The organism is Roseibium sp. R5, assembly GCF_055755305.1.
Window position 1 is genome coordinate 3,208,784 of sequence record NZ_CM146910.1, and the last position, 24,073, is coordinate 3,232,856.

The 24,073-nt window shown below is 57.1% G+C and carries 24 protein-coding genes and 1 riboswitch; of the genes, 7 read left to right on the plus strand and 17 right to left on the minus strand.

The window, feature by feature from the left end; translation table 11 throughout:
• Positions 1–36: 36 nt before the first annotated feature.
• From AC0J4F_RS15100 to AC0J4F_RS15115, 4 genes are all read right to left on the minus strand, one after another.
• Entirely contained in the window at positions 37–507 is a 471-nt protein-coding gene (locus tag AC0J4F_RS15100) for a DUF427 domain-containing protein (RefSeq protein WP_473023889.1), read from the minus strand.
• Positions 508–572: 65 nt separating this feature from the next.
• On the minus strand, positions 573–1,514 hold the full coding sequence (locus tag AC0J4F_RS15105; RefSeq protein ID WP_473023890.1) for an NAD(P)/FAD-dependent oxidoreductase: 942 nt from the start codon (positions 1,512–1,514) through the stop codon (positions 573–575).
• A complete protein-coding gene (locus tag AC0J4F_RS15110; RefSeq protein ID WP_473023891.1) occupies positions 1,511–2,728 on the minus strand; it encodes an FAD-binding domain-containing protein in 1,218 nt (405 codons plus the stop codon). The genes AC0J4F_RS15105 and AC0J4F_RS15110 overlap by 4 nt, the downstream gene beginning before the upstream one ends.
• Before the next feature lie 98 nt (positions 2,729–2,826).
• Positions 2,827–3,711: a LysR substrate-binding domain-containing protein gene (locus AC0J4F_RS15115; protein WP_473023892.1), complete on the minus strand. Its 885-nt coding sequence runs from the start codon at positions 3,709–3,711 to the stop codon at positions 2,827–2,829.
• A gap of 104 nt (positions 3,712–3,815) precedes the next feature.
• Between AC0J4F_RS15115 and AC0J4F_RS15120 the strand changes: the two genes are divergently transcribed.
• The 4 genes from AC0J4F_RS15120 (at position 3,816) to AC0J4F_RS15135 (ending at position 6,483) form a co-directional block, all read left to right on the plus strand.
• On the plus strand, positions 3,816–4,520 hold the full coding sequence (locus tag AC0J4F_RS15120; RefSeq protein ID WP_473023893.1) for an SDR family oxidoreductase: 705 nt from the start codon (positions 3,816–3,818) through the stop codon (positions 4,518–4,520).
• Between the two features lie 106 nt (positions 4,521–4,626).
• Entirely contained in the window at positions 4,627–5,388 is a 762-nt protein-coding gene (locus tag AC0J4F_RS15125; RefSeq protein ID WP_473023894.1) for an AzlC family ABC transporter permease, read from the plus strand.
• Positions 5,385–5,738 (plus strand): AzlD domain-containing protein, encoded by a 354-nt coding sequence (locus AC0J4F_RS15130; RefSeq protein WP_420337302.1) that lies wholly within the window; start codon positions 5,385–5,387, stop codon positions 5,736–5,738. The genes AC0J4F_RS15125 and AC0J4F_RS15130 overlap by 4 nt, the downstream gene beginning before the upstream one ends.
• 85 nt (positions 5,739–5,823) lie before the next feature.
• Complete coding sequence (locus tag AC0J4F_RS15135; RefSeq protein WP_473023895.1) at positions 5,824–6,483, plus strand: glutathione S-transferase family protein; 660 nt, start codon at positions 5,824–5,826, stop codon at positions 6,481–6,483.
• Between the two features lie 69 nt (positions 6,484–6,552).
• Here the strand turns inward: AC0J4F_RS15135 and AC0J4F_RS15140 are convergent, their stop codons facing one another.
• The 5 genes from AC0J4F_RS15140 to AC0J4F_RS15160 form a co-directional block, all read right to left on the minus strand.
• Entirely contained in the window at positions 6,553–6,981 is a 429-nt protein-coding gene (locus AC0J4F_RS15140; protein ID WP_473026434.1) for an HIT family protein, read from the minus strand.
• A gap of 106 nt (positions 6,982–7,087) precedes the next feature.
• Positions 7,088–8,005: a homoserine O-succinyltransferase gene (locus AC0J4F_RS15145; protein WP_473023896.1), complete on the minus strand. Its 918-nt coding sequence runs from the start codon at positions 8,003–8,005 to the stop codon at positions 7,088–7,090.
• Positions 8,006–8,039: 34 nt separating this feature from the next.
• Positions 8,040–8,159: riboswitch (SAM-I-IV-variant riboswitch) on the minus strand.
• A gap of 108 nt (positions 8,160–8,267) precedes the next feature.
• On the minus strand, positions 8,268–9,593 hold the full coding sequence (locus AC0J4F_RS15150; protein WP_473023897.1) for a GNAT family N-acetyltransferase: 1,326 nt from the start codon (positions 9,591–9,593) through the stop codon (positions 8,268–8,270).
• A 98-nt stretch (positions 9,594–9,691) separates the two neighbouring features.
• Positions 9,692–10,453 carry a glycerophosphodiester phosphodiesterase family protein gene (locus AC0J4F_RS15155; protein ID WP_473023898.1) on the minus strand — a complete coding sequence of 254 codons (762 nt, stop codon included), beginning with the start codon at positions 10,451–10,453 and terminating at the stop codon, positions 9,692–9,694.
• 53 nt (positions 10,454–10,506) lie between these two features.
• Complete coding sequence (locus tag AC0J4F_RS15160) at positions 10,507–10,974, minus strand: RidA family protein (protein ID WP_473023899.1); 468 nt, start codon at positions 10,972–10,974, stop codon at positions 10,507–10,509.
• 260 nt (positions 10,975–11,234) lie between these two features.
• On the opposite strand from AC0J4F_RS15160, the gene AC0J4F_RS15165 reads away from it, so the two are divergent.
• Positions 11,235–12,116: a cell envelope integrity EipB family protein gene (locus AC0J4F_RS15165; protein WP_473023900.1), complete on the plus strand. Its 882-nt coding sequence runs from the start codon at positions 11,235–11,237 to the stop codon at positions 12,114–12,116.
• Between the two features lie 4 nt (positions 12,117–12,120).
• Here AC0J4F_RS15165 and AC0J4F_RS15170 read toward each other — a convergent pair whose 3' ends face one another.
• The 3 genes from AC0J4F_RS15170 to AC0J4F_RS15180 are packed head-to-tail and all read right to left on the minus strand — an operon-like array spanning position 12,121 to position 14,378.
• The gene (locus AC0J4F_RS15170; RefSeq protein WP_473023901.1) at positions 12,121–13,419 is read right to left on the minus strand and encodes a DNA polymerase IV; all 1,299 of its coding nucleotides are present in this window, start codon (positions 13,417–13,419) and stop codon (positions 12,121–12,123) included.
• Between the two features lie 28 nt (positions 13,420–13,447).
• Positions 13,448–14,110 carry a hypothetical protein gene (locus tag AC0J4F_RS15175; protein ID WP_209002169.1) on the minus strand — a complete coding sequence of 221 codons (663 nt, stop codon included), beginning with the start codon at positions 14,108–14,110 and terminating at the stop codon, positions 13,448–13,450.
• Positions 14,103–14,378, minus strand: coding sequence for a DUF3572 domain-containing protein (locus AC0J4F_RS15180; RefSeq protein WP_228198244.1), 276 nt, complete (start codon positions 14,376–14,378; stop codon positions 14,103–14,105). Before AC0J4F_RS15180 ends, AC0J4F_RS15175 begins: the two co-directional genes overlap by 8 nt.
• A 163-nt stretch (positions 14,379–14,541) precedes the next feature.
• On the opposite strand from AC0J4F_RS15180, the gene AC0J4F_RS15185 reads away from it, so the two are divergent.
• A complete protein-coding gene (locus tag AC0J4F_RS15185) occupies positions 14,542–14,913 on the plus strand; it encodes a response regulator (protein ID WP_133946956.1) in 372 nt (123 codons plus the stop codon).
• A 578-nt stretch (positions 14,914–15,491) separates the two neighbouring features.
• On the plus strand, positions 15,492–17,207 hold the full coding sequence (locus tag AC0J4F_RS15190) for a methyl-accepting chemotaxis protein (RefSeq protein ID WP_473023902.1): 1,716 nt from the start codon (positions 15,492–15,494) through the stop codon (positions 17,205–17,207).
• Positions 17,208–17,279: 72 nt separating this feature from the next.
• Here AC0J4F_RS15190 and rpmG read toward each other — a convergent pair whose 3' ends face one another.
• The 5 genes from rpmG to topA form a co-directional block, all read right to left on the minus strand.
• Positions 17,280–17,447: a 50S ribosomal protein L33 gene (gene rpmG, locus AC0J4F_RS15195; protein ID WP_008192710.1), complete on the minus strand. Its 168-nt coding sequence runs from the start codon at positions 17,445–17,447 to the stop codon at positions 17,280–17,282.
• Positions 17,448–17,659: 212 nt separating this feature from the next.
• On the minus strand, positions 17,660–18,406 hold the full coding sequence (locus tag AC0J4F_RS15200) for an NUDIX hydrolase (protein ID WP_133946958.1): 747 nt from the start codon (positions 18,404–18,406) through the stop codon (positions 17,660–17,662).
• Complete coding sequence (locus AC0J4F_RS15205) at positions 18,403–18,873, minus strand: DUF983 domain-containing protein (RefSeq protein ID WP_473023903.1); 471 nt, start codon at positions 18,871–18,873, stop codon at positions 18,403–18,405. Before AC0J4F_RS15205 ends, AC0J4F_RS15200 begins: the two co-directional genes overlap by 4 nt.
• Positions 18,874–18,879: 6 nt before the next feature.
• Positions 18,880–21,159: a ribonuclease R gene (gene rnr, locus AC0J4F_RS15210; protein ID WP_473026435.1), complete on the minus strand. Its 2,280-nt coding sequence runs from the start codon at positions 21,157–21,159 to the stop codon at positions 18,880–18,882.
• A gap of 62 nt (positions 21,160–21,221) precedes the next feature.
• Positions 21,222–23,957 carry a type I DNA topoisomerase gene (gene topA, locus AC0J4F_RS15215; RefSeq protein ID WP_133946960.1) on the minus strand — a complete coding sequence of 912 codons (2,736 nt, stop codon included), beginning with the start codon at positions 23,955–23,957 and terminating at the stop codon, positions 21,222–21,224.
• Between the last annotated feature and the right edge of the window lie 116 nt (positions 23,958–24,073).

Genomic DNA, 24,073 nt, shown 5'->3' on the forward strand with positions numbered 1-24,073 from the left:
GCCCGTTTTCGTTAGTAGGAAGTAGGTCTTATCCGGTTACCAGTGTTCAGTCCCCGGGGCACCTTTAGGTATTCCGTGAAGGTTCCGGGTCAGCCAGCCACCGTAGAATTTTCCCGCTTGCGGATCGACGCGCTCTGAACCCACCTGACAAAGATCCATTTTCCCGGGGTAGAACGCGAGGTGGTCTTTGAGCGACTGAAATTCGGGCGTTGGCCGGGAATAGTGCCACGCGGCGGCCCTTGCCGTTCGGGTGCCGGCCGACACATCGAAATAGGTGGCGGCGCCTTTCCACTCACATAGGGTGGATTGGAGGAGGCGGCGCAAATGAGCTTTCACATCCTCCGGGGGAATGTAATAGGTCGGCGGGTGATGGGTTTCGAGCACCCGTAAAGCCCGCGTGGTATTAACGATCTCCACGGACCCCAGAACTATCAGAATCCGCTGCGGAACCGGTTCGACAATTGGTGGCCGTGGATATGATTGGACGTTCTCGATCGGCAAATCCATGCTTGCTGCCTCTCTCGTTTTGGGAATGGGTTCGGTTGTCCGGTGTGTTCGTTGAATATGCTGCGTCACAGATCGTTGAGAAGGGTTTCCGCGATTGCAGTGCCGCTTTGAAATGCGGCTTCCACACGGGCGTCGAGGCACCAATCACCGCCCAGGAAAAGCGTTTTCGACGCGTTTGAAAGAAACGGCTGGCCGAGCGGAGTACCGACCTTGGCATAGCGCCACCGGTGCGCGTCGATATGAACCACTTTGCCCCGGTCAAGGTCCAGGGTCTTGCAAAGCTCGCTCAGCATCAGGTCAGCCACGACGGCTTTGTCGAGCTCCAGATGGTCTTCGCTCCAGTTAGGACTTGCCTGGGCGACAAATGCAGTCCGGCCGGGGCGCCCTGGCTTGGTTTTCTCATTCGCGATCCAGGCCAGCGGGGCATCCGGGTCGCGGTGGGAAGCGGGTAGAGCGTCATCCTCATCGTCAAAGGCAGCCATCAAGGTCCAGCAGGGCAAAAGACTGACATGGGCGATCTGTTTTGAGATCGGGTGGTCGGTGCCGAGTAGAGCCATGGTTTGCGGGGCCGGGGCGGTGATGATCAATCGGTCGAAGACAAGGGTGTCTTTATCGATTTCCAAAGACCAGTGGCCCTCGGTCTCGGTGATCGAACGCACTTGTGCTTGCCGGCGGATGTCGAGGTCACTGGCCAAGACTTTTGCAAGCGCGTTCATTGAGGGTACGCCGACAAAGCCAGTCCGCTCGCCCATGTCCCATTCACCGGCGGCATCAACGGACTTGAGGCTTTCGATCAGTTTCTGAAATTCCTTAGTCTTTGCTGTGATGTATTGCGCGCCATGGTCAAACTGAAGGCCATTGTCGGCCCGCCGGGTCGCGAGGCGCCCGCCAATTCCGCGGCCTTTGTCCAGAATCACAGGCGTGTGTCCGGCATCTTTGAGTGTACGGGCGCAAGAGAGCCCTGTCATGCCAGCCCCAATGATGCCGATGCCAACCGGTTCGGTCATGCGATCTCCAGTCGGTTGAGGATGTTTGGAATCTCCTTCTTCACCTTGTAGAAACCGGCCGTTGCATAGCGCCAGATCGCATCATCCCAAGGACGCCGGATTTCGGTCAGGGTGAGGCCATGGTTTTCGAGCTTCGGCCGGGATGCGTCCAGCCAGTCCTTGAGCGGTCCGGCCGGGACATAGGGCATGACGATCTGCTTGGCTCCGGCTTCTGCCGCCCACTCAATGATTGGGGCCGGCGAAGCGGTGTTTAACCTTGTCGCCGCCTGTCCAATCCGTTGTGCAGCATCTTCTAAAGCTCCTGCTTCGAACGAGCGAATGTGGTCTGGAACAGGTCGTGGTGATCTCAGGTCACTTGATGTCAGCGTCGCGGTTGCAACGAATTCGATGCCGTCTGGGATCAGTGTCTCCGGCAGACAATCGTCCTCGGTGAGGAGGAGAGCCGTTGCCTTGCCCGGTTCCGGCGCAGCAAAATCTCGTGTCGGTTGGGCGGACGGGAGCCCGTTCGGCTCGCTCCAATCAAGTGACGTCACCCCGGTTTCGAAGTCTGAACTTTCCGGCGCAAACCGACCACCTGTGAACTTCGCGATGTTCCATGCTTGGGCTTCGTAGGTCTTGCCGCGCGTGTGCAGTCCGGCAACCCAGCGCCAGCTCAACGTGTTCGAGGCAGGGTCTCCGTCCAGCAAGTGGCGATAGAAAAAATCTGCGCCGATCCGCCAGGGAAGCTTCAAAGTGAAGATCCAGATGGACGCAAACCACATACGTGCGTGGTTGTGGAGGTATCCAGTGTGGACGAGCTCATCCACCCAGGCATCAAAGCAGTCGATCCCGGTTTGCCCGGCCTCCGCACGGGTCACTGCCTGACGCAGGCCGCTGTTTTTCTCCAGATCCTCCAGGTCGGTGGCCAGACCTTGCTGATAAGATTCCCAGATCGCAGGGCGGCGTTCGAGCCAGCCTTTGAAATAGCCGCGCCAGAACACCTCCTGAATAAACTTTTCAGCGCCATCAAGACCGTGGTTTTGCAGGGCTGCGGTCACAACTTCCTGCTCGCTGATCAACCTCCGGCGGATGAACGGCGACAAGCCGGAAACGGATGTGTGCTTGCCTGGGCCGCGATCATAGTTCCGCTGAGCTGCATAGGCCTGGCCCATCTGCGGCGTAAAATCGTCAAGGTGTTGGAGAGCTGCTTCGCGGGTCGGCGAAAAGATCGTCATATGGCAATGTCCAGCGCTGTTTTTTGCTTTGCTTACGCAAGGCGCACTGCTTTGGATGGCCCGAACGGACGTTAGAACGCAGCAAAACTGAGCAGGTCTTATGCCAGCTGGTCTTTGCCAAACTCCCGGCAGATCCAATCAATCACCTTTTGCCGTGCTTCGCCAAATCGGACCGGGTTTTCCGGGTAAACAAGATGGTAGCCGCGTGTGCCGATGCCCTGATCGGGCTGGCGCCACAAACACGTCAATGCACCGTTTGAGAGTTGCCGTTGCACCAGAAGCTCCGGGACAAGGGCGATACCTTGCCCCTCCAACGCCGCGTTGATGGCAAGGCTGGAATGGCTGAAGCTCAGGTAAGTGACGTCTTCCGGCAGCAGCTCTGTCCCTAGCACCTCGTTCCAGGAGGTGTGGCTGTCCAGAAGAATGCGCAGGTGCGGCATATCCTGAATATTTTCTATTGTCTTTCGATCCTTGGTCAGCGTCGGCGACGCAACGGCTGCCAGTCGAATTGGTGCAAGAAAATGGTTCTTGAGACCTGTAAAAGGTGGGGCGCCGATCCGAATGGCCAGGTCGACGCCGTCGCCTTTGAAGGTTGCCAGCCGCTCGGTGGCCAGTGTTGCCAGATCCAATCCCGGATTTTTGTCCAGAAAACCAGGCAGACGGGGAACAAGCCACAGCGCGGCAAAGGACGGGGGCAGGCTGAGTGTGATGCGTGGAACCTGTTGGGATACATCGTTTATCGCCCGATCGATTTCATCGAGCCCACGCCGAACTTGAGCGTGAAACCTTTCCGCCGGTGCGGTCAGCGCGAGACCGCGGGGAAGCCGGTCGAACAGCTGAACACCAAGTTCATCCTCCAGAGCGCGAACCTGTTGGGCAACTGCCCCTTGTGTAAGGTTGAGCTCCTCTGCAGCCAGCCGGAAATTGAGGTGCCGGGCCGCAGCATCAAATGCTCTGAGTTTGTTGAGGCTGGGAGGACGCATCGCCGTTTCACTAAAGCAGTAGCTTTTCTACTGTTTAGGTGCAGAAAGCATGATTGGTCAAGAAGATGCTTCATCGTTAAGACTATGCCCAAAGGAGACATATCATGAGCGAACAAAAAGTGGCCCTGATTACAGCTGGTGGATCCGGCATGGGCGCGGATGCAGCCAGACGGCTGGCGGCAGACGGGTTCAAAGTCGCGATCCTGTCGTTCTCCGGGAAGGGGGAGGCACTGGCAAAGGAACTGGGCGGCATTGGTCACACCGGTTCAAACCTGAGCAACGATGACCTGAAAGCATTTGTCGACAAGGCAATGACTGCCTTCGGGCGCATTGATGTTCTCGTGAACTCTGCCGGGCACGGTCCAAAGGGCGATATCATGGAGATCTCGGATGAAGACTGGCATCTCGGAATGGATTATTACTTGATGAATGTGATCCGTCCGAGCCGTCTGGTGGCACCGATCATGGCACGCCAGGGCGGCGGCACTGTCATCAATATATCCACCTTTGCCGTATTCGAGCCGGATCCGATGTTTCCGACCTCCGGCGTGTTCCGGGCCGGTCTTGCTGCCTTCACCAAGCTGTTTTCGGACAAGTACGCCTCTGAGAATGTGCGCATGAACAACGTGTTGCCCGGCTTCATCGACAGCTTGCCGGAAAAGGAAGACCGCCGGTCGCGCATCCCGATGGGCCGATATGGCCGATCGGAGGAGGTTTCCGGGTTAATTTCCTATCTCGCCAGTGATTTAGCGGCCTATGTCACGGGTCAGAACATACGAATTGATGGCGGGCTGACACGGTCGGTCTAAAGCGGATTTTGATCGGGTGGCCGAAGCCACCGGACAGTGGGCTGGACAGGTTTGCTGGATAAAGGTAAGGAATCCTTACTAACTTCAGCAATTTGGAAACGCCTTCATGACTGCCTCAAAGGACACGGGGCAACCGCAACTATCCTCGAAGCCACCCGTTTCCGGCCGGGGCTGGATGCTGCGCGGCGCGCGCGCAGCGATTTCCATTCCCGCCTTCATCCTGACGTCTGCTTTTGTCGGGTTTGCCGGGATGGCCCGCGAAACAGGATTGAGCCTGGCCGAAACACTTCTCATGACAGGGGCGGTGTGGGCCTTGCCATCCGTGGTGGTTTTGACCGGAGCCATGGCGTCGGGCATGGGATTGATCCCCGCCGCTGTCGCGGTTGCGTTGGCATCCGTGCGTCTGATGCCCATGACGATGGCGTTGATGCCGTTCCTGAAGGTGCCGGGTAAGACCAAAACCTGGCACTTGCTGATCGCATCGCATTTTGTGGCGGTGACGGCTTGGGTCTACGCGATGAATAACTTGCCCGACCTGCCGAGGGAAGGGCGGTTGCCGTTCTTCATCGGGTTTGGCGGCGGGGTGACCAGCTTTGTCTTTGTGTCCACCGGGATTGCCTACATGCTTGTGGAGCGGATGCCGCCCATGGCCACCGGGGCTCTTGTCCTTGTGACACCGGTCTACTTCCTGTGTTCCTTGTGGGGCGCTGCGCGGATGAATGCCGACAAGGCGGCGATGATTTCCGGCCTTGTGCTTGGCCCTTTGTTCTTCCTTTATTTTCCGGGTCTTGATCTCCTTTGGACTGGCCTGCTTGGCGGAACGCTTGCCTATCTCGTCACACGATTTTGGCGCCGGGGACTGTCATGAGTGACCTGATGACGGAAACCTGGTGGTGGCCCTATGTGATGATCCTCGTCGCAGGATGGCTTGCAACCGATGTGTGGCGGTGGTTGGGTGTTTTTGCCGGCGGCAAACTGCGCGAAGACAGCGAACTTTTCATCTGGGTCCGGTGCGTTGCAACGGCACTGGTTGCAGGTGTGATCTCCAAGCTTGTTCTGTTTCCCCAAGGTGTGCTGGGCGACACGCCGATCTGGTTGCGGCTGGCGGCCGCGGCCTTCGGGTTTGTCTGCTTCTTGGCTCTCGGGCAGCGCGTGATCGTCGGAGTGCTGTCTGCGGTTGTTTTTCTACTGACAGGATGGTGGATCTTGGGCTCCTGACACTCCTGACAGAAGGCTGTCAGCAGGGGGCTGATACATGGCGCGCATTGGCCAAATGGCCACACCGGATCAAAGGAGCCCCGCCATGACCGATCACAAACTCGTGCTTCATTATGCACCGCGCAGCCGCGCCAGCACGCTCCGCGTACTGCTGGATGAACTCGGTGCCAATTACGAGCTGAAAGTACACAATGCGAAAGCTGGTGACCTGCAGTCGCCAGAGTATCTGAAGATCAATCCTCTAGGTAAGGTGCCGGCGCTTCAAGACGGTGAGACGGTTATTACCGAATCTGTCGCCATCGCCTTGTATGCCGCTGATCTTTATCCCGAGGCAGGACTGACACCAGGTTTGAGCGATCCGCGGCGTGGCGCTTATCTGCGGTGGATGGCGTTTTATGCTGCATCCTTTGAGCCCGCCGTGGTCAACAAGGCGTTCAACACGGATATACCGCAGCAGATCGCGCCGTATTGCAGCTATGACGCCGTGATGAAGGCTCTGGCGGCGCAGCTTGTAAGAGCACCCTATCTCCTCGGAGATCAGATTTCCGCAGCAGACATCTTCTGGGGATCTGCTCTGCGCTGGACCTTGATGTTCGGTCTGGTGCCGGACTGGCCGGTCTTTACCGAGTATGCCGAGAGAATTACCGCACGGCCGAGTTTCGAGAGAGTTTTGGAAGACGAGGCTGTGCTCGATGCAGCGCATGAGGCCGCTGCGAACCCGGCAGGGATCGCCGCCGCGAGTTGATCCAAGGCGTCGTCGTGAAATCCGGAGGCACAGCACTTGCCTCCGGAGAAGTGTCGCGGGGTTTGAGGCTTAGCTCAACGCAGCGCGGATCTTGTCGGCTTGTTCGGCAAGTAGATCGTTGTCAGCCATTTCACCGGTGTGCGGCTTCATCTTGACGCCGTCAAAGCGCGGGATGATGTGGACATGGGTGTGAAACACCACCTGGCCGCCGGCTGGTTCAGAGAACTGCTGAATGGTGGTGCCATCTGCCCCAAAAGCTTTGATCACTGCATGCGCCATCTTTTGGACCGTGGCCATCACCGCGTTCAGGTCCTCTTGCGCGATGTCCAGAATGTTGCGGGATGGAGCCTTCGGAATGACCAGCACATGTCCGTCACCGCGCGGCATGATGTCCATGATCACGACCGTCTTGTCGTCTTCATAGACCTTGTGACTCGGCAGCTCTCTGCGCATGATTTTGGCAAAGATGTTCTGGTCGTCGTAGGCGGGCGTTTCGATCGGCATGCGTACCTCTAAAAAGGGAAAAAGTCTTCGAATGTCGACGGACACATTACTCCGCCAGGCGGTTCGACAACAAGGGTTGTGACCGCCCGGCAGTGTCCGATTATTCGCCGATATTGTTCAAATCAAACGGTGTGGACTGATACATCTCATTGATCCAGTTGCCGAACAGGAGATGCGCGTGGGCCCGCCAGCGATTCACCGGCTGCCGGGTGGCATCGTCATCCGGAAAGTAGTTCTGCGGCCGGATCGGCGTGTCAGACACCTGGCTGTCCCGTTCGAATTCATCCGCCAGAGACGTCGTGTCATACTCGATGTGATTGAACATATGCAGGCAGCGATGCTCCGGATCGTCCAGGAGGCACATACCGGTCTCGTCATCTTCCGCCAGCACCATCAGATTGCTGCCGTCCGGAATGTCGGCCTTCCGGGTTTCCGTCCAGCGTGAGACGGGCAGACAGAAATCATCGGAAAACCCTCGGAGATACGGCGAGGCCGGCGCGCGCGTCCGTTGCCGGTAGACGCCCGTTGCCTTGTCGGCCCGCGCATATTTCGGCATGCCATGAAAGTGATAAGTGGCCGCCTGAGCCGCCCAGCAGATGGTCAGCGTGCGATGAACATGTGTCTGGGTCCAATCCAGCACATCGCGCATTTCCTGCCAGTATCCGACATCTTCAAAGGGCAGCTTCTCCACCGGGGCTCCGGTGATGATGAACCCGTCGAACTTCTCGTTCCGGACTTCTTCCCAGGGACGATAGAACGCTTCCAGATGCTCCGTTGGCGTGTTCCGTGGCACGTGGTTGGTCATGCGCACCAGCGTCAGATCGATCTGAAGCGGGGTGGAGCCGAGAAGGCGTGCGAATTGGGTCTCTGTCTTTATCTTGTTCGGCATCAGGTTGAGAAGACCGATGCGCAGGGGGCGGATGTCCTGACGCATGGCATCCGCTTCCTGGATGATCATCACGCCTTCGGATTCCAGAATGGGGCGGCCGGGCAGATCGTTTGGAATTTTTATCGGCATTTGCGCGTCCTGTAACCAGAGACAGATGCCTTTCTTCGATCCGATTCGTTGCCTTTGAACTTGAAGTTCACGGCCGCATCTTCTGTTCGAAGAACCACCTTGCCCGGATCGGCAGGTTGGCGTGGGGCATCTGTCCCAACTCTTGATGATGGTCCCTAGGTAATGGATTGGACGCGATCCGGCAAGCCCTGTGCAGACGAATGCCGATCTTGTGAAAGAGGCAAATTGTTGTTGGATCTCAGGCGCGTGGCAAATGGAAGTTTTAGCTGCCTTTCCGGAAAGGGGCATGTTCAGCCAACGCTTCGTTTTCGCGTTGAACGGCGCGCCGCTCCTGCTCCAGAAAGTCTGCGACTGCGTCGTGAAGGCCCTCATGGGCAATCCAGTGGGCAGAATAGGTCGTTTGCGGCAGGTACCCGCGCGCCAATTTGTGCGCTCCCTGAGCGCCGGCCTCGACGCGTTTCAGGCCTTTGGAAATGGCAAAGTCGATTGCCTGATAGTAACATAGCTCAAAATGCAGGAACGGATGGTGTTCGGTGCAACCCCAGTGGCGGCCGAAAAGGGTTTCCGATCCGATAAAGTTGAGGGCCCCGGCGACATACCGGCCATTGCGTTTTGCCAAGACCAGAAGAATGCGGTCCGCCATCCGTTCACTGATTAGCGAGAAGAAGGCACGATTGAGATAAGGGCGGCCCCACTTACGGGCGCCCGTATCCATGTAAAATCCGTAAAAGGCATCCCAATGCGCTTCTGTCAGATCGCTGCCGGTGACCCATTCGATTTCGAGCCCGTCAGCGCTGATGGCTTCGCGGCGTTCCTTTTTGATCGCCTTGCGTTTGCGCGAGGCGAGGTCGCCGAGAAACTGGTCGAAGGTTTCGTAGCCGTTGTCGTCCCAGTGGAACTGCTGATCTGTGCGCCTCAGATAACCGAGATCGCCAAGCGAGTCCCATTCCGGTTTAGTCAAAAAAGTCGCGTGAACCGAGGAGGCGCCGGTGCGTTGGCAAACCTGTACAAGGCCAGCTGCGAGTGCCTGGAGCCCAGCTTCCCTGTTGATGTCGGAGCTGGTCAGAAAACGGCGGCCTGTCGCCGGAGTAAAAGGGACCGATATCTGGAGTTTTGGATAATAGTCGCCGCCCGCCCGGTAGAATGCGTCGGCCCAACCATGATCGAAGACATATTCACCCTGGGAGTGGCTTTTCAGATAAGCGGGAACGGCTCCAAGAACCGCGCCTTTACCATCCTCCAGCACCATGTGCCGGGGCATCCATCCAGTCTGGCGTGTCGCGCAGCCAGATGCCTCCAAGGCTTCCAGAAAAGCGTGGGATAAGAAAGGGTTGAAGTCTGTTTCTTCAGAATCTGAATCAGCTTCAGGGGCTAGCGCGGAAGTGAGATCTTGAGACGCAACAGCGTCCTGTGCGCGCGCCAGGTTTCCGCCTTCGCTAAGGATCCAGCCGGGATTGGCAACCGCATCCCATTTGTCAGCCGGCACATCTGCCAAGGATGACAGAAGTCTAATGGAGAGCGTCGTCTCCGTGTCACCGGCGCCTGGTTTTTGCGGCTGTTCGTTGTCCGGTGAAATAAAAGACGTCATGTCAGTGTGTCGGCCCGCCATAAAAGGATTGTTTACAAGAATGTAGAGCCGCTTTGCTGCGCCGCAAGAGGGAATTCCGTTCCTGGAATGCTTGTCCGTTATTGATCCGGATCGAAGCCCTCAAAGACGATTTGATCGGCAAACCGTTTTGCGACTTCCAACTGTCCTGGTGTCCGAACTGTCCACGTCATGATTGGGGTTCTGAAAACCTTTTTCATCATGCTGGGGCCGGGGCTCGGTAGATCGTTGACGCCATAGGAGATGAAGTGCGGGCTTGTGCGCGGAAAATGGAGCAGATGGCGCAATATGAAACGGTCCATCCGGCTGTGGCGTGTGTAGTCCGGGCCGGGGCGGGCCGCATCTGCCACGATCCCGCGGAGAACGGAGTTGTTGTGCGCCTTTGCAACAGCCAGCATGTCCGGATCAAAGGTTTTGATACAGGCTGGGCCCTTATACGCATTCACTTGATCAACAACGCGGCGGACAAAGTCGCCTTGCGCATCGCGCCGGAGCAAGGATTTGATTTCGACAACCAGCGGCACACGGCCATCCACCAGATCAAAAAGGTCCTGAAGCAGCCATAGGTGATCTGTGCCGGTACGCATTTGCAGTTTGACGAGATCGGCTGAAGACCGCCCGGAAACCGGCCCGCTGCCATCTGCGAGACGGTCCAGGTCATCATCGTGAAAGACGAGCGCTTCACCATCACTGGTCTGCTGAACGTCAACCTCAATCCCGAAGTCTTTGTCCACGGCCTGCTGGATTGCTGTTGGGGTGTTTTCAATGATGCCGTTGCTGGCATCGTGATACCCCCGGTGCGCTATCGGTCGGGCGAAAATGGCGGCAAGTTCTAGTGACATGTTAATCTGGTCCGGAATTGGCGGAGCGTTTTTAGAGCCCCGCCAGAGCGGAATTAGTCCGCGATCTCGAAAATGGCTTCGATTTCAACCGCGGCGCCAAACGGAAGGGAGGCAGCGCTGACGGCGGAACGCGCATGGCGGCCACTGTCGCCCATGGCCTCTACCAGGAAATCGGACGCGCCGTTGATCACCTTCGGCTGGTCGGTGAAATCACCCGTTGAGTTCACAAAGCCAACGATCTTGACCAGGCGGACCAGCTTGTCCAGATCCCCAGTCGCCGCCTTTGCCTGTGCGAGCAGATTGATGGCGCAGAGTTTTGCAGCTTTCTGGCCGTCTTCAACTTGAAGGCCTTCGCCAAGCTTGCCGGTCACGGCGATCGCACCGCTTTCCATCGGCAGCTGGCCGGAAATGAACAGCTGATTGCCTGTCTTCACAAACGGCACGTAGTTGGCAGCTGGTGCGGCGGCATTTGGAAGGGTTATGCCGAGTTCAGCCAGGCGGGCTTCGGTTTTGCTGGTCATGTGTGTCCCCGATTAAAAACGTGAGTTGCCCGTGTCTTGGCTCAAATTGCAGAAACTGACAAGCTCATTTCCGGCAGACGGGGGCGGTATTTGCTCGGCACCTCGTTACTCAACAAAGTCCAATTGGCGCTTTTGTGCCCGTATTTGTGACCTACATTATCGGTGGGGCCGGGCAATCCTTGCTAGCAGTCCGGCATGAACCCGAATAAAAGACTAGAAACAAGAAATTTCCGCTTGAGCAGCGGTGACGAGGAAATGTGATGCGGCGAACCGTTTCAGGCCAGGCTTTTGAGACTGCTTTTCTATTGAAGTGCGCTGTGGCTGCCATTGTGGTTGTCACGTCTGGTGCCAGTGAAGCAGCTGCCAAAGTGGCAGGCATACAGCTTGCTCCGCATAGAGCTGTCTATGACATGAAGCTTGCCGATACCGAGCAGCAGTCCGGGATTGCAGGTCTCTCCGGACGCATGGTCTATGAGTTTTCAGGCGATGCTTGCGAAGGGTACAGCGTCAATTTCCGTTTTGTCACCGAGTTCCGCGATCTGAGCGGTGGCTCCCAGGTAACAGATCTTCAGACCACATCGTTCGAGGGCCCGGATGCTGAGAGCTATCAGTTTCTGTCCAAGACCTATGTCGATCAGAAACTGGTCGAATCGAGCCGGGGACTGGCGCGGGCTGAAACAGGTTTGAAGGCGGTCGAACTGAAAGAACCGGACGAAAAGTCGTTGCAGATCGGCCAAGATGTTCAGTTTCCAACAGAGCACCTGATGAACATCGTGAAGACCGCGCAAGACGGCGGGCACTTCACCGCCAGTGATATCTACGATGGAGCTGAAACTGGCGACAAGGTCTTTGGAACCACTGCCGTAATCGGTGCCAAGGCCGTCGGTATTGTGCCGGAAATTGATGGCGAACGGCAGGACGCCTTGGATACTGTTGCGTCCTGGCCGGTGACCGTAGCTTATTTCGATCCCTCCACGCAGGAAAATTCCGGCGAACAGACACCCGTCTATCAGTTGTCTTTCAGGCTATTTGAAAACGGTGTGAGTGACAAACTTGTTCTGGATTACGGTGATTTCAAAATTGCGGGAACGATGACGGCGCTGGAACTTCGGGATCTGACAGACAAGTCTGACTGCGAGTAACCGCTTACTTGTCTTCGGCGGCTTTGCGCGCCTGTTTGGCGGCATGTGTCAAACCAAGCTCGACAGCAGAATTTCCGAATTTGCCGCGCAGTTTGTCGATGGCGAGTTCGGCCTTTTTCTTTCGTCCTGATGTTGCGTCGAGCAGGTCCTCCGGATCTGCTTGAGAGGCATCTGAGAGGTCGTTGACCCCAATGCCGATTAGACGGAAGCGGCGGCCATCGGTTTCCGCCTCCAAGAGGGCAACACCTGCATCAAATATCTTGTCCGCAAGCTGTGTCGGGTCGGTCAAATGACGTGCACGGGTGATTGTTTTGAACTCAGAGGTCTTCAGCTTGAGGGTGATGCCACGTCCGGCAATCTCGGACTTTTTCAGGCGGAACGACACCTTTTCAGACAAGTCTCTTAAGATCGGTTTCAGGACATCGAAGTCCGATATGTCTGTGCGGAACGTGGTTTCGGTGGAAACGCTTTTCGCACCGCGCGAAGGGGTCACATCACGGCTGTCGTCGCCGTGGGAGAGGCGCGCTAAGCGCAACCCGATAGAGCCATACCTGCGCGCCAATGTGTTGGCATCCATCGTTTGTAGCTGGCCGATCGTTCGGATGCCGTCGCGGTCGAGTTTCTTTTGGAAGACTCTCCCAACGCCCCAAATCTTGCCGACAGGCATGGGGGCAAGGCGCCGTTCCGCTTCTGCTGCACCAATCACGGAAAACCCCCGTGGCTTCTCCAAATCCGAGGCGAGTTTTGCGAGGAACTTGTTCGGCGCAAGGCCGACACTTGCTGAAATGCCGATATCAGCTTCAATGTCCCGGATGAACTTGGCAAGGGTTTCGGCGGCGCTTGCATGGTGGAGGCGCTCTGTACCGGTGAGGTCAAGAAAGGCCTCATCAATCGACAAGGGTTCCACCAGCGGCGTCAGGGCCTGCATGCGGCCGCGGATTTCCTTGCCGACCTTGGAGTATTTTTCCATGTTGGGTTTGATCACCACGGCCTCAGGACACGCTTCCATGGCCTTGAACATCGGCATAGCCGAGCGAACTCCGGAAATGCGGGCGATGTAACAACAGGTCGATACCACACCTCGCTGACCCCCGCCGATGATCACGGGTTTATCTTGGAGTTCCGGATTGTCGCGTTTTTCAACCGAGGCGTAAAACGCGTCGCAGTCGATGTGGGCAATCGACAGCGTGTCGAGCTCCGGGTGCGCTAAAAGCCGTGGGCTGCCGCAAGACGGGCAACGGCTGACATGCTGCGGCGCGCGCGTGCCGCAATCCCGGCATAGGGCTTTGGGCTCTTCTGTCATGGGCTCGTACCGGACTTCAAAACCAGCCCTAAAGAATAGACCTGATGAACCGGCTTGTCTCGCGCCAGTCACCGGAGAGTAGGTCGATATGAGGCTCCGGTTCAACCGAGCTCAGGAAGCGTTGATCGGCAATGAACTGGATCTGGACAGAGGCGGGCAGGGATGCCTGAACAGACCGGTGATTGGTCGGACTGTCATCAATGAATACAACGGGATGGGCGCGTCCGCCGGCAAGGGCTGCGACAGCACCGCCTTTTGGCCCGGAATTTGTCAGCACGGGATAGGGGATCCCCATACCTCTCAGCAGTGTTTCCCGCACCGGCTTGTTGTGGGAGCCGGGTAGATTGGTCAACAGGACGATGTCCCACTGGTCTGTGAGCTCGGCGAGCGCGGTGTTTGCGTCCGGAACCATGGCCTGCTGATGGCTGACCTCATCGAAGAAGGCGATCAGATGCCTCTTGACCTGTTCCGGCGGAACCGGTGTCCCATCCTCAGTATGCGCGATGTTACCAGTCAGCCGATAGGAGTGGTTGAGGAAATGCATGCCCTTGTTATTCAGGTACTCCTCCAGATGCAGGATCATGTGAAGGATGACTTCATCGACATCGCAGATGATCAAAGGGCGGTCTGAAGCTGGCAGGCTTTGGATTTGTGCAAGGACGTCCGGAAGCACGGGGGTTGGTTCAGGCATCGTACTCGGGACCTCCGGCCAAGGCGTAGCGGGCGGCAGCCATCATCGTCGGGCGGAGGCCGGCATTTTCGCAAAAGGCCAGAAGAAGTGCTTCGTCCATCATGTAAAATTCAAGGACGCCAGCCAGGAACCCAGGCTCGCTTGCAGCGTCCCGGATTTGGTCCGGACCAATGCCGGAAAAGGCTAAAAAGCGGCCGACCTGTTCAGGGTCTTGGCTGAGCTGCACAAGGGCTTGCGTCGCAATTCCCTGAGCTTCTTCAACACTCAATGATTTTCCTTGCACATTTTTCATTGTGTTTTTTTGCCTTTCTGAAACGATTCCGGGTTAGAAGAGTTGTAATGCGACCCGGGGATGGGTTCCACAAGGGATAAGACGACTTCGCGTCAAAAAAGAGTAGGACCGGCTCCAGCCGGCGAAGGGCCTGAAATATATGGCGAAAACCGTGTTGATCGTGGAAGATAACGAGTTGAACATGAAGTTGTTTCATGACCTGCTCGAGGCACACGGTTTTGATACGCTTCAAACAAGAACCGGCATTGAAGCATTAAAACTGGCGCGCGAAAACCGGCCTGATCTTATCCTCATGGATATTCAGCTGCCCGAAGTCTCCGGCCTTGAAGTTACCAAGTGGATCAAGGAAGACGAGAGTATTTCTTCGATTCCAGTTGTTGCTGTCACTGCCTTTGCCATGAAGGGGGATGAAGAGCGTATCCGCCAAGGTGGCTGTGAAGCCTACATATCCAAGCCAATATCGGTTTCCAAATTCCTGGAAACGGTCAAGTCGTTCCTTGGTGAGCCTTAAGCCGGCAAAGAATCGCTCCATCCAGTGGATTGCCTCTCTGTCTGGTGGCGCTTTGTGACATTCTCATTCGAAAAAACGACTAGGTCTTTCGTCTGTAATAGTTTGCCGGCGATCACGTTAAGGTTACGCATTAATTAAAATCCTCATCTTTCTGTGTGCTTTCCACGGAAAATATTGCATTTGAACAATGTTGAGTTAGTGTAGGTTTCGTTAGGTTTCGGCCTGACAACCGTTTGTCATGCAGAATTTTTCGCAGCAAACGTGTTCAGTTTCCCCTCGGGATTGCTCAGGTCCGCCGCATCTCCTGGGTCCGTGGGGTAGGTCGGCAGGGAACCGGTCGAAGAGTGGCCTCCTCGAATACCGTGTTCCCGCCGACCACTAACTCTCTGAAACTTCTTTCAAATATTAGCCTGATCATGAGCGAGGGCTTAAGGAAATGTACGCGTCAGCTGAGTCGGCTTCTCAGAATATTTTACTAATGTGCGAACGCTACTCCGCAACTTTTACGATGTATGTGATTATACTATCTTTAACCTTGCGGAAGCTATGATCCCACCCAGTTTTTCTAGGGGTGGAATATGATCAAACGTCTTTCTTCACTGAGCGTCACCGCGTCCCTTGCATTGGCGAGCGCCGCATTGCTCACACTTTCCATGCTTGTTGTCGGCGGTATTGTCTATCAGGTGGCGGCAAATCAGGCGGAGCAAACCGCTGTTACCAAACAGGCCGCTAACCTTCGTGTCGCTGCAACCATCATGGCGCGGGATATCGAAGGCACGAAGGTGGCCTGGAGAGGGGACGGCGACGTCCAGCGTATTGAGCTGGCGGAAATCCCCGAGTTCGCCAATCACGACATGATCGACACGATCGGGCGCATGACCGGCGAAACGGCAACTGTGTTCGCTTGGGAAGCCGATAGCCAGGATTTCTGGCGCAAGTCAACGAACATCATCAAGGGCGATGGCAATCGTGCAGTCGGGACGCCTCTTGGCAAGAAAGGTGCAGTTTACCCAGTCGTTACCAAAGGTGAAACATTCCATGGTCAGGCGACCATCCTTGGCAAAGACTACTACACTGTTTATGAGCCGATCTTCACGCCGGGCGGCGACATCATCGGTATTCTTTACGCGGGTGTCGAGAAAGCGGCTGTTCAGGCCAATGTCAGCGAAATCATGTCGCGCTTTACCATGCTCGCACTGCCGGTGGTCCTGATAGCGCTTGGTCTCTTGGTGTTCCTGATTCAGCGCCAATTGCGGCCTGTCACGGAACTTGCCTCTGTGACCGAGCAAATCGCGGAAGACAACCTTACGATCGATATTCCGTTCGCGGATCGGACCGATCAGATTGGGATCCTTGCAAATGCTCTGTCCACACTGCGCAATAAAGCGGAAGAACGCGCCGTGTTGAGCAGTCAGCGCGAACAGTCGGAAGCTGAGGCTGCTGGCCGCCAGGATCGCATGAAGGCCATGATTGCCCAGTTCAGAAGCAGTGTGTCCGGGGTTCTTGATCAAGTTGGCGATACGGTCGGTCAGTTGGATGAAACGGCCACCACATTGTCTGAAGTTTCTCAGACGAGTGCGACACGGGCTGACGAAACCCAGACGTCCTGTCAGGACACGACCTTGAGCGTCCAAACGGTTGCCAGCGCTGCAGAAGAGCTCTCCGCGTCGATCACAGAGATTTCTCGGCAGGTGTCTGAAACCACCCAAATTGTGGAACGGGCAACTGAGGGCACACGGTCAACCAACGTGAAGGTTGAGGGGCTCGCCGAATCTGCAACGAAGATCGGCGAGGTGGTCACCCTCATCCAGGCGATTGCTGAACAGACAAACCTTCTTGCATTGAATGCGACCATTGAGGCGGCCCGTGCGGGCGAAGCTGGCAAGGGGTTCGCGGTTGTTGCGGCAGAAGTTAAAGAGCTCGCCACGCAGACTTCCAAGGCCACGGAGGAAATCAGCGCTCAGATCACCGCCATCCAGGATGCGACCCAGGATTCAGCCAAGTCGATTGCGGAAATCACGTCGATCATGGAAGAGGTAAATTCCTACACCGGGAACATCGCAGGTTCGGTTCATGAGCAAGGTGCGGCGACGAGCGAGATCACCCAGAACGCTCAGAAGGCAGCACATGGAACCGAGTTCGTCTCTTCCAACATGACGAACTTGTCCGGCGCGGTGCAGCACACACTCGGCTCTGCAAATGACGTTCTGCAATCCGCAGGGGATCTGGCCAAACGCACGGATCAGCTGAAGGCCGAAATCGAGCAGTTCCTGACCAACGTCGAAGCCGCCTAAACACTCCTCACATATGAAAACAAAAAACCCGCCGGAAACGGCGGGTTTTTCAGCTTTCGGAATGATCAATGATTACTTGATCTTGGCTTCCTTGAACTCAACGTGCTTCTTGGCAACCGGGTCATACTTCCGCTTGACCATTTTCTCGGTCATGGTGCGGGAGTTCTTCTTGGTGACATAGAAGAAGCCGGTGTCCGCCGTGGACAGAAGCTTGATTTTGATTGTTGTCGCCTTGGCCATGGCCTTGGATCCTGTTCTCGGTTATCGGGCAAAGGGTTCTTATGGCCAGATGGGCTGGCGGTGAATCTGCCCCAATGTCTGAAATCAGCGCGCAAACTACTCATCACGGCGGGAAAGTCAAGTGTTGCCTGAGGTCCCGGAGAGTTTTGCCGGAGAAAAGTTTAGTTTCTTTCGGTGCCCGCGCCGTATGGGAATGTTTCGTGGGCCGCGCGCTAAAGCATCTCTTTTTCAAAGCGGCCTTTTTTGAAGAAGTAATAAGGAACCGGGGTCTCCGGGGAGAGGTCCGGATCCTGCCGCAGCCGGGTTTCGAGATCCTCAAGGATCTTTGTGGTGATGAGCGGCAGCTCCTTCTGGCGCGCCTCGTCAAAAGTCAACCAGGCACAGTCTTCCAATTCGCCAGACGGGCCGTGGCCGCCCGGTAATTTGTCGGCAATCGCATCGGCCCAGATGGCCAGGAACCGCGTGTCAAAGCGGCGTGGGCGCTGCGGGGGTGTGATCGCGCGAGCGATCATGCGCATGCCGCCAAGGTCCGGCTGGACATGGCGTTCTGCGAAGGCTTCAAATCCGGTCCCCAAACGCAGTTGTCCCGCCTCAGCCTTGCGGCCGATGAAAATGCCGGCTTCCTCGTAGGTCTCCCGAATGGCAGCAAGCGCAAAGGCGCGCACGCGCGCAGCCGTTTTCGAATTCTTCAGACCCTCGGATAGACGGGCCTCTACTTGGGGATGGTAAGGCAGAACGTTCGAGATGCGGGAATCACTCGGATCGACCCGGCCACCTGGAAACACGAACTTTCCTGGCATGAAGGTGTGCCGCATATGCCGGCGGCCCATCAGCAATTTAACGTCGCCAGAACCTGAGCGATCAAGGATCAGAAGCGTCGCGGCATCTTTTGGGCGAATGTAGGGATGGTTTCCGGCTTGCTCGTCTTTGTCCAATTTCTCTTTAAAAGAATCGCTCATCTCGGGCTTTCAAGGTGGGGGGATGCAGCGGGCAGGTCATCTTCTGCATCCGGATCAAATCCATGCATGTAGAACGCCCACTGTAGCCCCACCAAAGCACCCTTGATAGGTCGCATTAGGGCTAAAGATAAAATGATGGTCAGCGGGATCCAGATGGCCATGTGGATCCAGAGCTCTGGCCGCCACATCATTTCTACGATCAAGAGGCCCGGGATGATGATGTGGCCAACGATGGTGATCGTGAAATAGGGCGGGGCATCGTCCGCGCGCTGATGGTGGAACTCTTCGCCGCAGTTGCTGCAAGCATTCTGAGTTGCCAGAAATCCATCAAAAAGCCGGCCTTTGCCACAGGACATGCAGCGGCCCATGGCGCCGCGAATCATTGCCTGCATGAGAGGACGTTTGGGTTTTTCCGGCGCTTCGTCGATGGTCTCCTCAACGCCGTTCAATTCATACCGGACCGTCACTTTAACCTACCTTCGGGTCTTTTTCCGCGGAGCGGCCTTACCCTTCGGGCCTTTTGGGCCGCCCTTCGCGTTGCCACGTGCGCCTCCCTTCGGAGGACCGCGCCGTGCCTTGGGCACCGGCTTGCGGATCGCCTTTCCGGCAATCCGTCCGTGGCTCACAACTTCAAACGTCAAAGAGCCGGCGAATGGAGCTGCATCCACAAGCCGAACTTCGACCTGGTCCCCAAGTTGGTAGGTTTCGCCGGTTTTGTCACCTATCAGGGCGTGCGACGCTTCGTCGTAGCGGTAATAATCGAGGCCGATGGTGGAGGCGGGCACGAACCCGTCTGCGCCCGTGTCCTCCAAGCGGATAAACATTCCGGATTTGACCACACCGGCGATCCGGCCCAGGAATGTTGCGCCAACTTGATCGCTCATCCAAAGGGCAATCAATCGGTCGATTGTATCGCGTTCGGCGAGCATGGCACGGCGCTCGGCTCCGGAAATCTCGCCGCCGATTGCCTCCAGCTTGCTCTCAATGCCTTCCGGCAAACCATCCTTGCCGAGCCCAAGCGCCGAGATCAGGCCCCGGTGGACGATGAGGTCGGCATAGCGGCGGATCGGTGACGTAAAATGAGCATAGCGGCGCAAGTTGAGACCGAAGTGGCCGATGTTTTGCGGGGTGTATTCCGCCTGCGCCTGGCTCCGCAGGACGATTTCATTGACCAGATGTGCCTGCGGTGTGTCCTTGACCTTTTTCAAAATGCCATTGAACACGGATGGCCGCAGACCGCCGGAGGAGGGCAGCTTCATGTCGATGGTCGACAGGAATTCTTTCAGGTTTTCCAGCTTTTCAGGCGTTGAGGCATCGTGCACCCGGTAGAGCAGAGGCGTCTTTTTCTTTTCCAGCGTTTCGGCAGCCGCAACGTTTGCCTGGATCATGAATTCTTCGATCAGCTTGTGCGCATCGAGACGCTCTGGCACGTAGACATGGTCAACGGTGCCGTCTTCCTTCAGCTTGATCTTGCGTTCCGGCAAATCCAGTTCCAGCGGCTCGCGCGCTTCCCGGCCTTTTTGAAGAACGGCATAGGCGGCCCAGAGCGGCTTTAGAACGCCGTCCAGCAGCGTTTCCGTCTTCTCGTCGGTAACACCGTCAATCGCCTTTTGGGCCTGGATGTAGGAGAGCTTTGCCGCCGAGCGCATCAGAACGCGGTGGAAGGTGTGGCTGATCTTGCGGCCGGTCTTGTCGAAGACCATGCGGACGCCCATCGCCGGCTTGTCTTCCTTTTCCCGCAAGGAACACAGCTGATTGGAAATGCGCTCCGGCAGCATCGGGATGACCCTGTCCGGGAAATACACCGAATTGCCGCGCAAGTTCGCTTCCCGGTCCATGGGAGAGCCGGGTGTAACGTAATGGGCGACGTCGGCAATCGCCACATAGGCAACATAGCCGCCGTCATTGTCCGGATCCTCGTCCGGCTCGGCGTAAACTGCGTCGTCGTGGTCCTTGGCATCGGGCGGGTCTATGGTGATCAGCGGGATCTGCCGCCAATCCTCGCGTTGTCCAAGCTTTTCAACCGGCTTGGCGCTTTCTGCCTGGGCTTCGACCGCATTTGGGAAAACATGCGGAATGCCATGGGAGTGCAGCGCGATTTCGGAGACCGCTTTTTCGGAGTTCATCGAGCCGAAGCGTTCCACGATCGCAGCGCGCGGATGACCATATTTTCCGGAGCGTGAGATCTGCACGCTGACGAGATCGCCGTCTTCGGCTTCCTTCATCTCCGCCGGATCGACATCCAGCTCGCGTTGCTTGCGGTCGATGGGCTCCAGGTAGGGCGGGCGGTTGCCGTCCCGCTTTCTGAGGATGCCCAGGATCGCGCCTTGGCGTTTTTCCAGAACGCGGATGACCCGCGCGGTGAATTCTGCTTCCGAACCGCTGTCGCCTTCCGTGAGGCGGATCAACGCCCGATCGCCGAGGCCCGGTTGGGTGTTCTTTGTTTTACCCGCCAGGATCAGAATGTGCGGTGGATTGCCGGCCTCATCGTCCCAGTCCACCGGTGTGCCAAGCAAGTCGCCATCGGATGTGCGGGCAATCGTGTTTGCCACGAACACAGGTGGCAGGTCGCCCGGCCGGATCATGCGCTTGTTGCGCTTTTCGATGAGCCCGTCTTCGGCCAGATCCTTGAGGATCTTTTTCAAGTGGATCCGCGCACCACCAATTATGCCAAAATGGCGGGCGATTTCCCGCTTGCTCGCCCGGCCCGGATTGTCAGCGACAAAGGCCAGGATGTCCTCGCGGGAGGGCATGTCCCCTGGCACTTTGGCGTGTTTGCGTTTTGTGTGTTTGCGCGTGTTAATGCGTTTTGCGCTCAAGAGGGATCGTCCCAGGGCACCTCTTCAGACGATGCGTCCACCTTGGCCTTGGCCGCGGATTTTGCCGTTGTCTTCTTGGCTGCCGTTTTTTTGGCTGCAGGCTTCTTGGCGGAGGTCTTTTCCTCACCGTCCTTGGCCGCTGCCTTTTTGGTTGTTGTTTTTTTCGCGGTTGTCTTCTTGGCGGCCGCCTTTTTCTTGGTACCGCCCTTGGCCGCCTTGGCCGCGATCAGTTCCACAGCCTGTTCCATGGTCACCGCTTCCGGAGCGGTGTCCTTCGGCAGTGTCGCATTGACCTTGCCGTGCTTCACGTATGGCCCATAGCGGCCATCATAAACGTTGACCGGCCCACCTTCGGTCGGATGCTCGCCAAGCTCTTTCAGCGGCGTTGCTGCAGCGCCCCGGCGTCCGCCACCTTTGGCGCGCTTTTCTGCCAGGGCATCGACCGCGCGGTTGATGCCGACGGAAAACACCTCGTCCGGCGAGGAGAGGTTCGCATAGGTGCCGTCATGCAACACGAACGGGCCATAGCGACCTAGGCCGGCCGTGATCATCTTGCCGTCTTCCGGATGCTCGCCGACTTCGCGTGGCAGCGACAGCAGCTGCAAGGCCTTTTCAAGATCCATGTCTGCGGCCGACCAGCCTTTGGGCAATGACGAGCGTTTCGGCTTGGCTTCATTGCCGAGCTGGACATAAGGGCCGAAACGGCCAGTGCGCAGCGAGACTTCCATGCCGGTTTCCGGATCTTCGCCGAACACCTTCGGACCGTCATCGGCTTCACCGTCTTCGCCATTCGGCTTGCCGAGCTGGCGGGTGTAGCCGCATTCCGGATAGTTTTCACAGCCTATGAAAGCGCCCCAACGGCTGACTTTGAGCGACAGTCGTCCAGTGTCACAGGCAGGGCACTTGCGGGCATCGGAGCCGTCTTCCTTTTCCGGGAAGATGTGGGGCCCGAGCAGTTCATTCAGTGCATCGATGACTTCCGCAACGCGTAGATCCTTGATCTCGTCAACGGAGCCGGAGAAGGCCGTCCAGAAGTCTTTCAAGACATCCAGCCAAGACAATTCGCCTGCGGAAATCTTGTCGAGCTGTTCTTCCAGGCTCGCGGTGAAATCAAACTCGATGTAGCGCTGGAAGAAGCTTTCCAGGAAGGCGGTGACAATCCGGCCCTTGTCCTGCGGCACCAGCTGCTTTTTCTCTAGTTCAACATACTCCCGGTCGCGCAGGGTTTGCAGCGTTGAGGCATAGGTGGACGGGCGGCCAATGCCGAGCTCTTCCATCTTTTTCACCAGGCTCGCCTCGGTGTAGCGCGGCGGCGGGGTGGTGAAGTGCTGAGAGGATTCAATAGGCTCTGCAGTGCCGTCGATGGACGTTGCAGTCAGCGCCGCGCCCTGATCGACAGCCGGCAAGCGCTTGGAGCCTTCATCATCATCATCGTCTCGGCTTTCCTGATAAAGCGCCAGGAAACCGTCGAAGCGGACAACCGAGCCGGTTGCGCGCAGATTTGCCCGTTTGCCGGAGCCGTCTGCGAGAATTTCAATCGTGGTGCGCTCAAGAACGGCCGATTCCATTTGTGAGGCCATGGTCCGCTTCCAGATCAGCTCATAGAGCTTGGCCTGATCCTGGTCGAGGAACGCCGCGACATCTTTCGGGCGGCGGGCCAGATCCGTCGGGCGGATCGCCTCGTGGGCTTCCTGCGCGTTCTTGGCTTTGGAGGAGTAGGCGCGTGGCTTTTCCGGAACGTATTTGTCCCCAAAATCCTGTCCGATGACCGAGCGGGCCGCGGCAATCGCTTCGCCCGCAATGGAGACACCGTCAGTACGCATGTAGGTGATGAGGCCCGACGTCTCGCCGCCAATGGAAATGCCTTCGTAAAGCTTCTGGGCCACCTGCATGGTGCGCGAAGCGGAGAAGCCAAGCTTGCGGGACGCTTCCTGCTGCAGGGTGGAGGTGGTGAAGGGCGCGGCCGGATTGCGCTTGGCCGGCTTGGAGGCAACACTGTCAACCTTGAAGCTTGCGCTTTCCAGCATCGTTTTGATGGCGCCGGCTTCGTCGCCCGTCTTGATGTCGAGGCGGCCAATTTTCTTCCCGTCAAAGCCGGTCAGACCTGCCTGGAACACATCGCCGGCCGGTGTCTTCATCCCAGCGAAGATCGACCAGTATTCCTGGGGATTAAAGGTCTCGATCTCCATTTCCCGGTCGCAGATGAGGCGGAGCGCCACAGACTGCACACGGCCGGCAGAACGGGCGCCCGGCAGCTTGCGCCACAGAACAGGAGACAAGGTAAAGCCGACCAGATAGTCGAGCGCACGACGGGCGAGGTAAGCGTCGACAAGTGGCGTGTCCAGCTGGCGCGGATTGTCCATCGCCTCAAGGATTGCCTTCTTGGTGATCGCGTTGAACACCACCCGCTCGATTTGTTTGTCCTTTAGAACACGCTTTTTCTGGAGAACTTCCAGAACGTGCCACGAAATCGCTTCCCCTTCGCGGTCGGGGTCGGTTGCGAGAATGAGGCGGTCGGCATCCTTGACCGCGCTGGCGATTTCGCTCAACCGCTTTTGGGACTTGCTATCGACCTGCCAGCTCATGGCGAAGTCTTCGTCGGGTTTGACCGAACCGTCTTTGGGGGGCAGATCCCGCACATGACCATAAGAGGCCAGAACGGTATAATCCGAGCCCAAATACTTGTTGATCGTCTTGGCTTTCGCCGGCGATTCCACAATGACGACGTTCATTCTTACCCAAATTTTTTGTGCCGGGACGGAGGAGTTTTCCCGGGAGAGAAGCTGGTTTTGTGGCGCAGACGATCACGGATCATGCGCCGCGTGTCAAATGGACCTTTGCGCGACCG

Coding starts and splice junctions, on each gene's coding strand:
- AC0J4F_RS15100 (WP_473023889.1), bottom strand. CDS start 507: ATGGATTTGCCGATCGAGAACGTCCAATCATATCCACGGCCACCAATT.
- AC0J4F_RS15105 (WP_473023890.1), bottom strand. CDS start 1,514: ATGACCGAACCGGTTGGCATCGGCATCATTGGGGCTGGCATGACAGGG.
- AC0J4F_RS15110 (WP_473023891.1), bottom strand. CDS start 2,728: ATGACGATCTTTTCGCCGACCCGCGAAGCAGCTCTCCAACACCTTGAC.
- AC0J4F_RS15115 (WP_473023892.1), bottom strand. CDS start 3,711: ATGCGTCCTCCCAGCCTCAACAAACTCAGAGCATTTGATGCTGCGGCC.
- AC0J4F_RS15120 (WP_473023893.1), top strand. CDS start 3,816: ATGAGCGAACAAAAAGTGGCCCTGATTACAGCTGGTGGATCCGGCATG.
- AC0J4F_RS15125 (WP_473023894.1), top strand. CDS start 4,627: ATGACTGCCTCAAAGGACACGGGGCAACCGCAACTATCCTCGAAGCCA.
- AC0J4F_RS15130 (WP_420337302.1), top strand. CDS start 5,385: ATGAGTGACCTGATGACGGAAACCTGGTGGTGGCCCTATGTGATGATC.
- AC0J4F_RS15135 (WP_473023895.1), top strand. CDS start 5,824: ATGACCGATCACAAACTCGTGCTTCATTATGCACCGCGCAGCCGCGCC.
- AC0J4F_RS15145 (WP_473023896.1), bottom strand. CDS start 8,005: ATGCCGATAAAAATTCCAAACGATCTGCCCGGCCGCCCCATTCTGGAA.
- AC0J4F_RS15150 (WP_473023897.1), bottom strand. CDS start 9,593: ATGACGTCTTTTATTTCACCGGACAACGAACAGCCGCAAAAACCAGGC.
- AC0J4F_RS15155 (WP_473023898.1), bottom strand. CDS start 10,453: ATGTCACTAGAACTTGCCGCCATTTTCGCCCGACCGATAGCGCACCGG.
- AC0J4F_RS15160 (WP_473023899.1), bottom strand. CDS start 10,974: ATGACCAGCAAAACCGAAGCCCGCCTGGCTGAACTCGGCATAACCCTT.
- AC0J4F_RS15165 (WP_473023900.1), top strand. CDS start 11,235: ATGCGGCGAACCGTTTCAGGCCAGGCTTTTGAGACTGCTTTTCTATTG.
- AC0J4F_RS15170 (WP_473023901.1), bottom strand. CDS start 13,419: ATGACAGAAGAGCCCAAAGCCCTATGCCGGGATTGCGGCACGCGCGCG.
- AC0J4F_RS15175 (WP_209002169.1), bottom strand. CDS start 14,110: ATGCCTGAACCAACCCCCGTGCTTCCGGACGTCCTTGCACAAATCCAA.
- AC0J4F_RS15185 (WP_133946956.1), top strand. CDS start 14,542: ATGGCGAAAACCGTGTTGATCGTGGAAGATAACGAGTTGAACATGAAG.
- AC0J4F_RS15190 (WP_473023902.1), top strand. CDS start 15,492: ATGATCAAACGTCTTTCTTCACTGAGCGTCACCGCGTCCCTTGCATTG.
- rpmG (WP_008192710.1), bottom strand. CDS start 17,447: ATGGCCAAGGCGACAACAATCAAAATCAAGCTTCTGTCCACGGCGGAC.
- AC0J4F_RS15200 (WP_133946958.1), bottom strand. CDS start 18,406: ATGAGCGATTCTTTTAAAGAGAAATTGGACAAAGACGAGCAAGCCGGA.
- rnr (WP_473026435.1), bottom strand. CDS start 21,159: ATGCCCTCCCGCGAGGACATCCTGGCCTTTGTCGCTGACAATCCGGGC.
- topA (WP_133946960.1), bottom strand. CDS start 23,957: ATGAACGTCGTCATTGTGGAATCGCCGGCGAAAGCCAAGACGATCAAC.